The sequence below is a fragment of the Sphingobacterium sp. UBA5996 genome (assembly GCF_002429765.1).
Classification (GTDB): domain Bacteria; phylum Bacteroidota; class Bacteroidia; order Sphingobacteriales; family Sphingobacteriaceae; genus Sphingobacterium.
In genome coordinates this window covers 72,443-86,360 of record NZ_DJAS01000008.1, presented here as the reverse complement: position 1 = coordinate 86,360, position 13,918 = coordinate 72,443, and the positions used below count along the sequence as shown (strand labels likewise).

Here is a 13,918-nt window from a genome sequence, read left to right as displayed (position 1 = left end):
TAAAAAGTTTAGCGATTAGCTATTTAATAAGTCCTAATGTTCCAATCGGCGGCTTTCTTCTGTCCGCGAAAACTTTCAAAGCGAACAGTATCGTCCTTCTCATCAGGTGCATTTACAAAATGAACAAAGCGTTTTCGAATTTCAGGATCTTCTACAGCTGCTTTCCATTCGCAGCGATAACTGTCGACGAGTAGCTGCATATCCTGCTCCCACGTATCACCCATCCCCAGACTATCCCCTACCACAACATTCCTGAGATAATCTATTCCGCCTTCCATTTTGTTGAGCCAGGTAGCCGTTCGCGTCAGCGGGTCTGCAGTGCGGATATAGAACATCAGAAAACGGTCTATATAACGAATACACGTTTCGCTATCAATATCCGATGCCAATAATAACGCGTGCTGCGGCTTACTACCGCCATTGCCGCAAACATAGAGGTTCCATCCTTTTTCGGTCGCAATGATTCCAAAATCCTTACTCTGAGCCTCGGCACACTCACGTATACAGCCGCTAACGGCTGATTTAATCTTATGTGGCGCGCGGAGCCCACGGTAACGTTCCTCTATCCGTATCGCAAAAGAAACGCTGTCGTGCAGCCCAAACCTACACCAGGTACTTCCAACGCAGCTTTTAACGGTCCGAAGCGCCTTACCATAAGCATGTCCACTCTCAAAACCTGCAGTAATGAGCTCTTCCCAGATAAAGGGCAAATCATTGAGATGTGCACCAAATAGGTCGATGCGCTGTCCACCAGTAATTTTTGTATACAGATTGTATTTCTTAGCCACCTCCCCGATTACAATCAGTTTATCGGGGGTAATTTCACCTCCTGGAATACGCGGAACAACTGAATACGTCCCGCCCTTCTGTATGTTGGCCAGGTAACGGTCATTGCTGTCCTGAGCCACATCATTGCCCTTTCCCAAAATCATTTCATTCCAGAGACTGGCAAGCAAGGAAGAGATTAAAGGTTTACAGACTTCGCATCCATGCCCATGTCCCAGTGCATCCAACACCCGTTCGTAACTTTTCAGTTCGTGGATCTTCATCAGATCATAAAGTTCCTGGCGACTCAGGTCGAAATGCTCGCAGATGGTACCCCGAATATATTTTCCTTGCTGTTTCATGGTGTAGTTGACCAGGTCTTTGACCATAGGCACACAACCTCCACATCCCGACCCCGCTCTGGTACATTTCTTTACTGCATCCGCATTTTCACAATCTCCTGTGGCCACCGCGTTGCAGATTGCGGCTTTGGTGACACCTTCGCAACTGCAGATCAATGCATCATCCGGAAGAGCTTCCAGACCAGAAGAAGGCGCTTTACTGTCACGCTGTTGCCCAAAAAGGAGAAGTTCTGGGTGTTCTGCCAACGGCAAACTATTATTAACCGTCTGAAGCAACATGTTATAACTTGCAGCTTCTCCGACGAGTATCCCGCCCAGTAGGCGCGTGCCGTCTGTACTGATATTCAACCGCTTATAAATCCCCTTATTGCGATCCTCCAGTACGATCGTATGCGCATAAGGTTCGCTGATAAAAGGATCTCCGAAACTCGCTACATCAACTCCCATCAATTTTAGCTTGGTACTCATATCAAACCCCTTAAAGGATTTGATATCACCAACGATATGAGCCGCCGCAATTTCAGCCATCTCATAACCCGGTGCAACGAGTCCATAGACCATATCTTCCACCAAGGCACATTCGCCGATTGCATAAATCGCAGGATCCGAGGTCTGCATGTGTGCGTTAACTCGTATTCCGCCACGCTCGCCGACCGCAAGGCCTATTTTCTTGGCAAGCTCATCACGAGGACGTATACCAGCAGATATTACCAATAAATCTGTCTCCAGCGAGGTCCCGTCGTTAAAAGCGATTCCAGTGAGATGATGATCACCCAACAGCTGGCTTGTGGATTTTTGCAAGAAGCAAGTCAAACCCAATGCTGCTAACTTATGCTGCAAAAGTTTACTGGCATTATCGTCAATCTGACGGGGCATCAGACGGGGGGCAAATTCAATCACAGCCGTTTCTTTAAGACCAAGGTCTACCAATGCTTTAGCCGCTTCCAATCCTAAAAGTCCCCCGCCCATAACTGTGCCTGTCTTGACTTTAGCCGCATATGCTTTAATCAATTCCAGGTCTTCAATTGTACGGTAGAGGAATACACCTTCTTTGTCGATACCAGGTATTGGAGGAACAAAAGGTGCAGAACCTGTTGCAAAAACTAAATAATCATATTTCACGGTAATCCCCTTTAGAGATGCAACTTCTTTTTCTATAACATTTATACCGACAATAGGATCACCTAGATGGATTTCTATATTATTTTCAGTGTACCACTCTTTTTTCAACAAAAAAAGTTCAGTAACTGAAGAATATTTAAAATAATCAGTCAAATGCACACGATCATAGGCTCGAATTTGCTCTTCTGAGAAGACAACGATATCTAAATCATTCGATTTCTGCTTTAATTTTTCACAAATCTTATTACCGACCATCCCATTTCCGACAATAACAACCTTTTTTTTATCCATGACCCTGTTTTTATTGTATAAAAATCAATTTCTAGTTTCAACAAGACTAATTTATGGAATAAAAAATTAAAAAATCAAAATAAATATGATTTTTATAATACTTTTTCATAAAAAACATATTAAAAATACATTAAAACATGATTTTTATCATATTTTTTATTATTTTTATACATATAAACGATTGAAAAATAAATAAAATGGAAAATTTAAAGCAAAAAACCCTATTTATAGTAGGATCCGGACCTGGAGATCCAGAATTATTGACAATAAAAGCTTATAAAGCGATAAAAAGTGCTCAAGTACTCTTATATGACAACCTAATTAATAGGGAAATCCTACAAATAGCAGACAAAAACTGTAAAAAACACTATGTTGGAAAACATCCATATGGAAAATACGTCCCACAGCAGGATATAAATGAACTTATCTTATATTATTGTAGCAAATTCGAAAGAGTGGTACGACTTAAGGGCGGAGATCCCTATCTTTTTGGACGTGGTTTTGAAGAATGGCTCACCGTACAACACCGATCTATTAACATCAGCTACATTCCGGGCATCAGCAGCATGCAAGGCGCTGGACTCAACGACATTCCGCTAACACACCGTGGTGTAAGTGAAGGGGTATGGGCATTGACGGGTATGAAAAAAGATGGAACACTTTCTGCCGATCTGCCGCTCGCCGTTCAAAGCAGATCGACCGTAGTCATTTATATGGGAATGCGTAAGCTCGACGAAATCGCACGCACCTACGTACTATACGGAAAAGGGGAAACACCAGCTGCCATTATACAGCATGCGAGCTTGCCCCAGCAGAAACAAGTATGCTGCAAAGTCAAGGATCTTGTCATGATAAGCAAAGTACATAACATGGGGCATCCGGCAATTATCGTCATCGGAGCGGTTGTAGACTTGCAGCATACATTGGCGGTAGCTGCCGAGCAGCGGCACATCATCTAGCGCTATAGCGCTGTCAATTTCAGCACGCCATCACTTTACAAGAATAACGATGTCACATACCAGCAGATATATAATTTATTTTAATTCTTATAATACATAGCTATAATGCTTTCTTTACATTTGGATTGATCCAGTAATCTTCATGATCAGTATGGGAGAAATACTCCATGGGAGTTACGTGGCAATCTATGGTTTCATTGAGACCATTTTCTGTATACATAAAAACCTCTTCCGAAGGAAGCACCATGCCGTTGATAATAGCGCCATAGTCCAGATAATGGAGATCAGATAGCAGCACGTTTACATAATTTGACACCACCCATTTTTCCATTTCTTCTTTACTCACCCGTTTTATACGATCAGCCAGAAACTTTACCTCCTCCATGTCTTTTTCAGCACTATCAGCAAAAAACAATTTCAAAAAGGCCTCATATTTATCGAATTCTTTATTTCGAATTGCTTCATTACGGAGAAACAACTTCTCGCCCAGCTGCCCACAGTGATCGACATATTTTTTCAGTTCCATCTGCGCAAGCTCGCCGTCCGACCATTTTTGCAGTTCAGAAAGTGCATATACATCGGTACCTTGCCCATCGCATTGATTGAGATACGCCCAGATATCACCCTCCACAACTTTAGGTTTATGATGATCCAATACATTGTAGCCCTGCGCAATCCATGCCTCTATTTGTTCTCTTCTCATAGCTGTTGTTTTTAAAAATTAAACAACAGCGAAACGGTAATCGTTTTCCTTTTTTCTAACTGAGATTTCTGGATTTCAATTCTGCATCCAAAGCTTTTTCATTTTTACCAAGATATTTATAGGCAATTACAGCCAATACCAGTGGAAAAATCGTCGGCCATGTAATTCCGGCAACGAACAGGCTATACCCAGCAATACCCACACAAAATCCAATGATCGAACCATTGATTACTTTAGTGGATTTGGATTTCTTTTTGAGAACCAACAACTCTTCATTGGTCAATTCATTGAATTTCTTTTCTTCCATGCGGTTTATTCGATCTTCAGGTTAGTTACTTGATCTATTTGATGCGAATATAATTATTTAAACGGACAACTCTTACCTAAATTTTGTCAGTAAAAATGCAAAAATTTCAGTTTTCATGAAAAAATTTCAGCTTTTTCACCGTGGTATTTTTTTTGCAATTGTTCGGATACAGTCGGCCGGCTGAAAATTTTAATTTTAATAAGTTGTTTTCACTTAATTAAAAGGAGGTTTATCATGAAATTAGCAAAAAGAAACTGGAACAATTTATCGATGTTCTCGCCCATGTTTGATGATTTTAACCGTGAACTTTTAAACTGGGGCAACAAAAACTACTCGCCTACCAGCACCACGGTCCCAGCAGTAAACATCAAGGAAAATGGCGACAACTTTGAAGTTGAAGTGGCAGCACCAGGAATGGCCAAAGAGGATTTTAAAATTACGCTTGATGGCAATCTTCTAACTATTTCCTCCGCCAAGGAAGAGCAGCATGAAGAACAAAAAGACAATTATACGCGTCGGGAATTCAGTTATCAATCTTTCCAACGGAGTTTCGAGCTGCAAAAAGATGTGGTGGATCAGGATAACATTGAGGCTCATTATGAAAATGGTATGCTCAAACTGACAATTCCAAAAAAAGAGGAAGCCAAACAAAAGGAACCTCGAACAATTTACATATCCTAAGTCCTATAATACCAACTAGTATGCTGTTGGTCTCCAGAACGGGACCAACTTCTTTGTTTTCCAAACTTACCGAAATCATGAAAAGATTGAACAATTATAGCATTGAAGTGCATATTCCCTGCAAGGATAGTTACATTAAGCTTGCTACTTTTGACCTGGGCAACTGCCCCAAAATTGTAGATGAACTCTTCAATGAATTGCTCGGTTCGACGGAACATACACCGAACAGATTGTTGCGCATCGACCTGTTACTCCATGAAGAAGCGGATATACAAATTCCAGTCCGATCCATCAATTGTACCTTGGATGAACTTGCAGACAACACCAAGGCAATCACCAAAAAGGCCTTCAGAGCCTTGAATCTAGAATAGGATTGAGAGAATCCAACATATTTTTTACAATAAATTTGAAGGAAAACTTGATTTTCTTCCAATCGATTTATAATTTGGCGACGGTTTTTTCCTCAAGAAATCACAGGAATCCGAACCGGCATTTTTTGAAAGCTATTATTCTATCTTAAAACATAAATTTTAGTTATTGGATCATGTTTACAAAATTACTAATTACAAACCAACGCCCACGTCTATCTTTCAGGCCTTTTTTTGCTGCACTTGTGGTGTTTGCAAACAGTTTTTACCTCTCAGCGCAGGTTGCTGCTCCCAGCAAATCAAGCTTCGAAGCAAGGTTGCTCAATATCGAAGCTCCCAGCAATGAGCCATTCCGCTACAACACCACGTTAACCAACGCAAGTAGCCAGACCCTTATTTACAACTTAGATGCACAGCTACCGCAAGGTTGGCAGATCAGCTATCGCGTAGATGGATCGCTCGTAACCTCTATTCAGATGCAACCGGGCAAAACGCAAGAAATCGGCATCGAAATTAGTTGCCCAATTACCGCTAAACCCGATAAATATAAAATTCCTCTTAAAGCAACTTCACCGATAGATAATTTCCAACTGGAATTGGAAGCTGTCGTTAAAGGGTCTTATGCGCTGGAGATGACTACGCCTACCGGCAGGCTCAGTGACGAAGTCGTATCAGGCAGTAACAAAGAAATTGTTCTGCAACTTAAAAACACAGGAACACTTCCCCTCAACACCTTGGAACTGGGATCACAACTGCCCACCCGCTGGGAAGCCACATTCACCCCAGCTACAATCAAGCAACTTGAAGCGGGGAAATCCGTTGATGTCAAAGTAAATCTTAAAGTTCCGGACAAAACAATCGCCGGTGATTATGCTGCTAAATTCGATGTCAAGTCTGCTAACAGCACTACAGATCTTTCGTTTCGCATTATTGTTAAAACTTCGCTACTTTCTGGCTGGATCGGACTATTGGTCATCTTTGCGGCAATAGGACTGATATATTACCTCATCCGAAAATATGGAAGAAGATAAATCCTGATTTGATAATCCCAAAGACTCTCAACATGAAGGATCCTATTATTCAACTGTCAAGTTTGACAAAGAGCTATGGCAAAACGAAAGCAGTGGACGCTTTGGACCTAAAGATTTATCCGGGTGAAATCTTTGGACTTCTTGGGCCCAACGGAGCAGGTAAAACGACAAGTATCTTAATGATGCTCGGACTTACCGAGCCGAGCTCTGGCAAAGCCTACGTTTGCGGACATGATGCCACAAGAAATCCTATCGCTGTCAAAAGAAAGGTAGGCTACCTACCCGACAATGTGGGTTTTTATCCCGAAATGACCGCTTTGGAAAACTTAAGTTTTATTGCGGAACTCAATGGGCTACCAAGAGCTCAAGCGCGCATAAAGTCGCAAGAAATGCTCCAAACAGTGGGCTTGGCAAACGAAATGCACAAAAAAACCGCTGCCTTTTCGCGTGGAATGAAACAGCGGCTCGGCCTGGCTGAAGTGCTCATCAAAGCACCCGCTGTTGCTATACTCGACGAACCAACTCTGGGTATTGACCCCAAAGGTGTGGACGAATTTTTGGAACTGATCAAACAGCTCAGCAAAGAGCAGAACCTCACCGTACTGCTCTCCTCGCACCATCTTCATCAAGTACAACGCGTCTGCGATCGAGTGGGTATCTTTGTAGGAGGTAAACTGCTGGTCGAAGGCTCCATCGACAGCTTGGCAAACAACCTCCAGCAACAAGAAGGCGTCAGTACAGTTATCATGCTTGAAAATAGTGGCGACAGTAAACGCTTTGAGTCGGCGCTCCAAGAACTCCCCGGGCTTCGGACTCTTTCTTTAGACGGCGACAGTATTAAGTTGAAATCAGAAAAAGACAACACCGCCGATGCCGTCCGTATCCTGGTACAGCATGGCGCTGCAATTGTTTCTGTACAGCGCAATGATTATGCGCTTGACCAAATCTATCATACGTATTTCGAACATAGTAAATTATAAAAATGATGAATGTATTGATCAATAAGGAGGTTGCCACACATATCCGCAGCTGGCGCTTTATCGTGCTGATCCTGCTGATTGTACTGACATTTGGCGCATCCCTGTATGTTTCATCTTCAGGACTTAAAGAAGCTGTCGGTAATATGAAAGATCCCGACCAGTCATTCCTTTACCTCAAGCTGCTTACAACTACGGATAACTCGATCCCTCCATTCCATGTGTTTCTGAATTTTTTGGCTCCCCTATTGGGTATAGCCCTCGGCTTTGACGCCATTAACTCCGAGTATAACAGCGGCACTTTAACACGACTTGTGGCACAGCCCATCTATCGCGACAGCCTTTTAATTTCCAAGTTTCTTGCTCCGCTGATTGTTGTGAGCACCTTGTTTACCGCACTCGTCTTGCTCATGATCGGGGGAGGATTAATCGGCACAGGTGTGCGGATAGAACCACAGGAACTCCTGCGCATCTTAGGATTCACCCTGATCAGCATACTATATGTTGCCTTTTGGCTCAGTCTGTCGATATTGCTTTCCATTCGTTTTAGGCAGCCAGCAACTTCAGCGTTGACAGCCATCGGCATCTGGCTGTTTTTTACGGTATTTTTTCCGATTTTGGTCAACTTGGCCATACGCCCATTTTTACCCAATCCCAATTACATTTCAGAGCAGGAATACCTGAGCTACAACGAACTCATTCTTAACCTGCTCCGCCTATCGCCCAGCCAGCTTTACACCGATGCCACTACGACCTTATTGATGCCATCGGTACGCAGCCTCGGCCCCATTGCCATGGAACAGATGGTTGGCGCCATTCCTGCACCACTTTCCTTTCGCGAGAGTTTCCTGATGGTATGGCCGCAGATCAGTGGGCTTACAGCAGCCATGATGATCTGCTTTGCTTGGTCCTATTTCATTTTTATGCGAAGAGAAATTCGGAACTAGGAAAATTGATAATCGATTAAATATGTTTAAAAGCAGGATCTAGGCAGGTCAAATCGTCGTGCAATAGATTACAAAAATTAAAGGTTGCCTGGAGTAGCTCCAGCAACCTTTATGCATTTAAGCTGCTCCCCTGCGCAGAGGACCCGCCGTAAACAATGATCTGCTATAGACTGTTCGAATCTATGTATCGCTTGTGCTTTTTAATGCCCATGCTACCAGCACCGGCTGAAAAAATAAGCGTGCCAGGCGTTTACCGTCCGTATCCAAACCAAATCCATCACGGCGATCGGTATATTGCGCAATATTTCCAGGAAATACAGCCGTAAAAAAAGCAGCAGCAATTTTTCCAACCTTCGACCGCTGTTTAGCAGGCGCCAGTATGAGTGCTGCCCCCAGGGCAATTTCAGCGTAACCAGAATATACAACGGTGTCGTCTTTGGAGATCGGCACCCAATCTGGCACTTGAGCCCGAAATTCTTTACGAGAAAATGTCAGGTGTCCAATTCCCGCCACAACTAAAAATGCACCTAAACCATACCGTGCAATTTTCTGCATTTGCGATTTATCCTTCATCTTTTAAATTTTTATAGAGTACAGCTATCTTAATGGAATTGTTTTTCCATGCTGAAAAAAGAAGTATTCAGTCGAAGAAAAAAGCGGACTATCCGTTATAAGGAAATCCGCTTTAATAGATAGACATAGGGAAATCTGCCACATTGGGCAGCGTCTCCCATAGACCGAATCGATGTCAAGCAATAAACATTTCCCGTCGTTCAATCGTTTTCAAAGAAATAAATTCAATGCAGTCCGCACTAATTTCAAAACCAAAAACAGCCTATCTGTAGTTGATAGGCTGCCTTTCGAATAGGAATACAAATCGATCAACCTATCCAGACCTAAACTGTCCTCGCTGATTGAAGGTTTTAAATAAATTCATCGTAATTCCTATTGATGTAAATTCTTTACTGGATCACACCACCCAGTGTTGGGTCTACCCCTACCCTAGCATTACTTAGGCCGTTTTTAAATGCATCTATCGCATCCTGTCCGTTGGTAAAGCGCCAGTCTGTTTCCTTGTTGATATTAAACCATACAAAACTTTTTATTTTCGGAAACTGCGTTTCCAGCTGGACAAACATATCGTTGATCCATTCGGCTTTATCACCGCCTGTCGATGAGCAGCCCATTTCAGCAATAAAAATAGGTTTGTTGGGGAAAGCAGTAGTTAGCTTGTTATAAAGTGGACCAAAAACCTGTGCAAAGGACTGCCAGGTAGACCAGCTCTGAGAGGTCCCAAAATTGTATCCGTCCATACCGATCAAATCCACATAGTCATCACCCGGATAGTAGGATTCTACCGATTGCGGATTTTTACTGCCATTGGCATTATTAGGTGCCCAGGCCCAACGTGCATTTGTACCGCCTGCCGCACGCACCTTATCGTGCACATAGCGAAAGGCTTTGATATAAGTAGCTACGGGTACCACTTGATCATTCTGCATGCTCCAGGGATACCAGTCCCCATTAAATTCGTGCGCAAATCGCAGTACGACCGGCTTACCAAATTTAGCCAATGCTTCCCCATAGCGTTTGATGTCGTTATCGTATTTTCCGGACATCAATTCATCGAGGCCCATCATGGGTTCCCAGGTTACGTGTGGTACATAGCCCGCTGCGGAAGCTTCCTGGCAAAATGCCGAAGGAAATTCGCGACTACCATCCGCAGTCCAGCCATTAAACATCATGGCCATACTCGGATTCTTACCAAAGCCGTTGTAGAAAGGCATCGGCGTCCCCGAATCATCAAAGAATCCCCAGTAAAGCAAGCTAGCATCAGCTTTTTGATTGACTTCGAGCGCAACAACACTCGATTTACCACCAAAAGTTAGAGCAAAAGATGCTGTCCCCGCCTGTGCCGGGACACCACTTATTTTATATAGCAATGAGCCATAGCCTTTTTCCAAACGCCCCTGCTGCAAGGTCGCCGTCAAGCCCAAGACACCGGTTGAGGCGATGGACGCTCCATTTTCAAAGGCTGCTCCATTACCACCAGCATACGGAAGATACACCTCTGCCTCGTACGTAGTTCCTGCAACGGCAGCTTTTGACACTTGCATAAATGCCGCATCCAGCGATTGAATCTCAGCAGATCCGTTAATAATTTCGGCATTGTTTTTTGAGCAGCAGCACAAGTAAAAACAAAGTGTTATGAGCAATAAATAAGATTTTTTAGCCATCATTATGATATAAGTTTTATGCGTTAATTTTTATTTTACAAATAGAATGTCATCAAAATAGATTGTTTCATCCTGCGGAACGTTCCAGTTATTCAATCGCCATCCAAATTTTCGGAAGGTCGTTCCTTTACTCCACATCGGTTTAGCGGCACCTTTGCCGATTGGAATTTTATAATAGGTCCACTCTTTTGTGACGATAATCCCCACTCCGGCAAAATCATTTCCATAGCCATCCGGCATTCCGTCGCCCATTAAAGCCATTTGTATCCCTTCATTCCCAGCACCAGAAGTCGTTCCTTTCGCCCAGAACGTAATGTAGTTATAACCTTTATCTTCAAAGCCAACCGTATTGACCAGTCCGCCGGGAGAGTAATTATTTGCTGCATATTTAATTGCCAACGAAGAGGTTCCCCGTTTAAAGACGCTGGTGGATATTGATTGACTAGATCCGTAATCGTCGCCATCTTTATTGGCTCCGATATTGGCGCCATAAGTATCCGTAAACACCTGCAGGGCAAGATTTAAATTGACCAATTCAAATGCACTCTTTGTTGTTCCAAATGGTGTTACCAAATCAATCGTTGAGCGCGGGATGCCACCCATCTCAGGCACTTTCACCTGTAGACTATTTGCAGACTGTGCAAGGATAGGAATTGCCGTTTCGCTGTTGGAAAACTTCAAAGCGGTCACTTTGTCGAGATTCTGTCCAGCGATGGTGATGGTAGCGCCCGGCGTTACATTGATCTCCGATGTTGTATTTGCAGACGGAAACAGGCCTGCAATATTGATATCCACCACAGTAGTTGCTCGTTTTTGATCCAAGGTATAACGGCTTGGATTGGCAATCTGTACCGCTACAACCAAATGTTTACCAAAATTATCCGGGTCTGTAATAACACTGTTGTCCACTTCCAGATAAAAGGTTGCAGACCCATTCTCCGGCACATCCAGTCGATTGGGCAAGCGGTAGTTTTTGGTCGGAAGCACCTTGTAATCCGCGCCAAGGGTCCCCTGCTTTAACAGCTGCTCAACGGTATCTGTATTCGCTTTAACGTCAACGCTAAAAGCGCCTTTCGCTGTCCCGGATACGGATGCACCTAATAGGATTTTTGTTTTGTTGGATTGTTCATCGACGGTATAGTTCATTCCCGTTGGACTGATCCCATTGGATGATCCCGGAACGGGATAGATCGCATTTGATCCCATGGAAAAATTAACGCTCTGCGGCATGTAAATGAGCGACTCGCCATATTCCTTTGCCGAATCATCCTTTTGACAGGCCGCCAGAGTCAAGGCCATAGCCCAGACACTAAATATCCTGTACATGTTATTCTTATAATTGAGTAGATTCATCTGTTCACTCCTCTTTTTGTTTTTTCAACTAGTTAATAAACTTCCATAACCTTGCTTGCTTGCTTGCTTGCTTGCTTGCTTGCTTTTCTATTACCAGCCTGGATTTTGGACTAGTGTCCCGCCGCTGATATGGATTTCCGCTTGCGGAAAAGGATAGAAGTTCATCTTTGGCGCTATGAAAACCCTATTTTGAACTTGTCTCGTTTCGTATTGCAGCGTACCAGAAGTTGTTTTTGTTACGGTAACACCATAGATCGGTTTATTCAATACGGTGGCGGCATCGCCCCAACGGATCAAATCCCAATAGCGGTGATTTTCAAAGGCCAGCTCCACTTGACGTTCGTGTTTGATCGCTGTACGCAACTCCGCTTTGCCGCTGGCCTGCACCGCTGGCATATCAACCCCCGGACGGGCTCTTAACTTATTAATTGCCTCCCGGGCAGTAAGCCCCCAGCCATTGGCTTGATCGGGGCCATAAGCTTCATTCATTGCCTCGGCATAGATCAGCAGCAGATCGCCGTAGCGGAACAGTGGCCAGTTGTGCGGATTGGTTGCGTTATTGACCAGATTGACATTGTCATTAACAAATTTCTTCAGGTAATACCCCGTTCTACTCGCGTTGGCACGTCTCCTATCATCCGTTCCGCCGGCTGTCTGATCGATCGTACGGTTGTTCCACTCACTTCCATTCACCACGACCGTATAGCCGAGACGTGGATCCCGATTATCATAAGGCTTACTCGCTGAATAGTTGTCCAGCTTTTCGTAGGCCGACACCAGATTCTCGCTCGGTGTAACTCCACTCAATCCGCCGGGTGTGGCAATCGGATAATTTGCACGTTCCAGATCGTTGCTGGCCGTGTAGCGGATCGCCATAATGGTTTCGGCACTATTGAGCGTATTGTTGCCAAGAAAATAATTTCTGTAATTGTTGTCGAGCGCATTTTTTCCACCTGCATCATCCATGCGATCGGCAAATTGCAATGCCTCCGCAGCAGCTTTTGCAGCACGTTGCCATTTGGCAATATCATTACCCGGATTATGCAGCGGACTGGCGGCATAGAGCAGCACACGCGCTTTCAGCATAAGCGCAGCACCCTGATTAAAGCGGCCATCCAGATTTGTAAATTGTGAGGTTTTCCAGTTTGGCTGCAGGTCTTTTACGTGGCTATCGACAGATGTCACGATATATTCGACGACCTCCTGAAACGAAGAAGCAGCAATAGCTGGCTTCTCATTCACGCTAAACGTTTTGGTCAATAAAGGCACGCCGCCATAGCGCTTGATCAGCTCAAAATAATAGTATGCCCGAAGCACGTGTGCTTCAGCTATTGACCAGCCCATGGAGGCTACATCGTTCAGGTACTTAGTACGCGATTCTTGCGTGATGGTATCGCGGTTGACAGCAAGCAAGGCTTTGTAGTCACCCCCTTTTTTGTCGATGTATTCCAAAAAATAATTTGCGGCATAGATGCCCGAATAATACATATTGTAACGATCGTCGGGATTATTAAACGCGCCCCAGTTGCCATTATTAAACAAGTAAACGTCTCCTATAGTATTGGTCTGCTGGGCTTCATCGGTAGCCGCAGCAAAGAGATTTCCGTCCAGCGCCGCAAATTCGTTTCGCTGGGACAGATAAGCATAGGGTGTATTGGCCAGCTGCATCAGACTTGCGTAGTTGCCATCGATATTATGCTCGGTGGGCTGCGTGTCGAGACGCGTATCCAAAAACGACTTCCCACAGCCCGAGAGACTAAGCACTGCTATCGCAATTGCTATTTTGGTGGTTATATGATCACGTAAATACATGGG

General features: G+C 44.0%; 13 protein-coding genes. 6 read left to right on the top strand and 7 right to left on the bottom strand.

Annotated elements, in window-relative coordinates; all coding sequences use genetic code 11:
• Nucleotides 1-23 precede the first annotated feature (23 nt).
• Nucleotides 24-2,540, bottom strand: a complete 2,517-nt coding sequence (gene nirB / locus B3E00_RS05630) for a nitrite reductase large subunit NirB (RefSeq protein WP_293937586.1) — start codon at nt 2,538-2,540, stop codon at nt 24-26.
• A 197-nt stretch (nt 2,541-2,737) separates the two neighbouring features.
• On the opposite strand from nirB, the gene cobA reads away from it, so the two are divergent.
• The gene (gene cobA, locus B3E00_RS05625; RefSeq protein WP_293886713.1) at nt 2,738-3,499 is read left to right on the top strand and encodes a uroporphyrinogen-III C-methyltransferase; all 762 of its coding nucleotides are present in this window, start codon (nt 2,738-2,740) and stop codon (nt 3,497-3,499) included.
• 100 nt (nt 3,500-3,599) lie between these two features.
• Here cobA and B3E00_RS05620 read toward each other — a convergent pair whose 3' ends face one another.
• Both B3E00_RS05620 and B3E00_RS05615 read right to left on the bottom strand, forming a co-directional pair.
• Nucleotides 3,600-4,202 carry a hypothetical protein gene (locus tag B3E00_RS05620; protein ID WP_293886715.1) on the bottom strand — a complete coding sequence of 201 codons (603 nt, stop codon included), beginning with the start codon at nt 4,200-4,202 and terminating at the stop codon, nt 3,600-3,602.
• 55 nt (nt 4,203-4,257) lie between these two features.
• Nucleotides 4,258-4,509 carry a hypothetical protein gene (locus B3E00_RS05615; protein ID WP_293937583.1) on the bottom strand — a complete coding sequence of 84 codons (252 nt, stop codon included), beginning with the start codon at nt 4,507-4,509 and terminating at the stop codon, nt 4,258-4,260.
• Between the two features lie 234 nt (nt 4,510-4,743).
• Here B3E00_RS05615 and B3E00_RS05610 point away from each other — a divergent pair, with 234 nt between their 5' ends.
• The 5 genes from B3E00_RS05610 to B3E00_RS05590 all read left to right on the top strand — a co-directional run bounded on the left by B3E00_RS05610 (nt 4,744) and on the right by B3E00_RS05590 (nt 8,513).
• Entirely contained in the window at nt 4,744-5,190 is a 447-nt protein-coding gene (locus B3E00_RS05610; protein WP_293937581.1) for an Hsp20/alpha crystallin family protein, read from the top strand.
• A gap of 77 nt (nt 5,191-5,267) precedes the next feature.
• Nucleotides 5,268-5,561 carry a hypothetical protein gene (locus tag B3E00_RS05605; protein WP_293937578.1) on the top strand — a complete coding sequence of 98 codons (294 nt, stop codon included), beginning with the start codon at nt 5,268-5,270 and terminating at the stop codon, nt 5,559-5,561.
• Nucleotides 5,562-5,734: 173 nt separating this feature from the next.
• Complete coding sequence (locus B3E00_RS05600) at nt 5,735-6,589, top strand: NEW3 domain-containing protein (protein ID WP_293937576.1); 855 nt, start codon at nt 5,735-5,737, stop codon at nt 6,587-6,589.
• Between the two features lie 32 nt (nt 6,590-6,621).
• A complete protein-coding gene (locus B3E00_RS05595) occupies nt 6,622-7,569 on the top strand; it encodes an ABC transporter ATP-binding protein (RefSeq protein ID WP_293937573.1) in 948 nt (315 codons plus the stop codon).
• Between the two features lie 2 nt (nt 7,570-7,571).
• Nucleotides 7,572-8,513 (top strand): ABC transporter permease, encoded by a 942-nt coding sequence (locus B3E00_RS05590; protein ID WP_293937570.1) that lies wholly within the window; start codon nt 7,572-7,574, stop codon nt 8,511-8,513.
• Nucleotides 8,514-8,693: 180 nt separating this feature from the next.
• Here the strand turns inward: B3E00_RS05590 and B3E00_RS05585 are convergent, their stop codons facing one another.
• From B3E00_RS05585 to B3E00_RS05570, 4 genes are all read right to left on the bottom strand, one after another.
• The gene (locus B3E00_RS05585) at nt 8,694-9,086 is read right to left on the bottom strand and encodes a DoxX family protein (RefSeq protein ID WP_293937567.1); all 393 of its coding nucleotides are present in this window, start codon (nt 9,084-9,086) and stop codon (nt 8,694-8,696) included.
• Nucleotides 9,087-9,475: 389 nt separating this feature from the next.
• Nucleotides 9,476-10,753 carry a glycoside hydrolase family 26 protein gene (locus tag B3E00_RS05580; RefSeq protein WP_293937564.1) on the bottom strand — a complete coding sequence of 426 codons (1,278 nt, stop codon included), beginning with the start codon at nt 10,751-10,753 and terminating at the stop codon, nt 9,476-9,478.
• Nucleotides 10,754-10,780: 27 nt separating this feature from the next.
• Nucleotides 10,781-12,103: a DUF1735 domain-containing protein gene (locus tag B3E00_RS05575; protein ID WP_293937561.1), complete on the bottom strand. Its 1,323-nt coding sequence runs from the start codon at nt 12,101-12,103 to the stop codon at nt 10,781-10,783.
• A gap of 90 nt (nt 12,104-12,193) precedes the next feature.
• The gene (locus B3E00_RS05570) at nt 12,194-13,915 is read right to left on the bottom strand and encodes a RagB/SusD family nutrient uptake outer membrane protein (RefSeq protein ID WP_293937558.1); all 1,722 of its coding nucleotides are present in this window, start codon (nt 13,913-13,915) and stop codon (nt 12,194-12,196) included.
• Nucleotides 13,916-13,918 lie beyond the last annotated feature (3 nt).

Bases quoted from the DNA above. Each gene is read 5' to 3' on its own strand.
- nirB (WP_293937586.1), bottom strand. From the start codon at position 2,540: ATGGATAAAAAAAAGGTTGTTATTGTCGGAAATGGGATGGTCGGTAAT.
- cobA (WP_293886713.1), top strand. From the start codon at position 2,738: ATGGAAAATTTAAAGCAAAAAACCCTATTTATAGTAGGATCCGGACCT.
- B3E00_RS05620 (WP_293886715.1), bottom strand. From the start codon at position 4,202: ATGAGAAGAGAACAAATAGAGGCATGGATTGCGCAGGGCTACAATGTA.
- B3E00_RS05615 (WP_293937583.1), bottom strand. From the start codon at position 4,509: ATGGAAGAAAAGAAATTCAATGAATTGACCAATGAAGAGTTGTTGGTT.
- B3E00_RS05610 (WP_293937581.1), top strand. From the start codon at position 4,744: ATGAAATTAGCAAAAAGAAACTGGAACAATTTATCGATGTTCTCGCCC.
- B3E00_RS05605 (WP_293937578.1), top strand. From the start codon at position 5,268: ATGAAAAGATTGAACAATTATAGCATTGAAGTGCATATTCCCTGCAAG.
- B3E00_RS05600 (WP_293937576.1), top strand. From the start codon at position 5,735: ATGTTTACAAAATTACTAATTACAAACCAACGCCCACGTCTATCTTTC.
- B3E00_RS05595 (WP_293937573.1), top strand. From the start codon at position 6,622: ATGAAGGATCCTATTATTCAACTGTCAAGTTTGACAAAGAGCTATGGC.
- B3E00_RS05590 (WP_293937570.1), top strand. From the start codon at position 7,572: ATGATGAATGTATTGATCAATAAGGAGGTTGCCACACATATCCGCAGC.
- B3E00_RS05585 (WP_293937567.1), bottom strand. From the start codon at position 9,086: ATGAAGGATAAATCGCAAATGCAGAAAATTGCACGGTATGGTTTAGGT.
- B3E00_RS05580 (WP_293937564.1), bottom strand. From the start codon at position 10,753: ATGATGGCTAAAAAATCTTATTTATTGCTCATAACACTTTGTTTTTAC.
- B3E00_RS05575 (WP_293937561.1), bottom strand. From the start codon at position 12,103: ATGAATCTACTCAATTATAAGAATAACATGTACAGGATATTTAGTGTC.
- B3E00_RS05570 (WP_293937558.1), bottom strand. From the start codon at position 13,915: ATGTATTTACGTGATCATATAACCACCAAAATAGCAATTGCGATAGCA.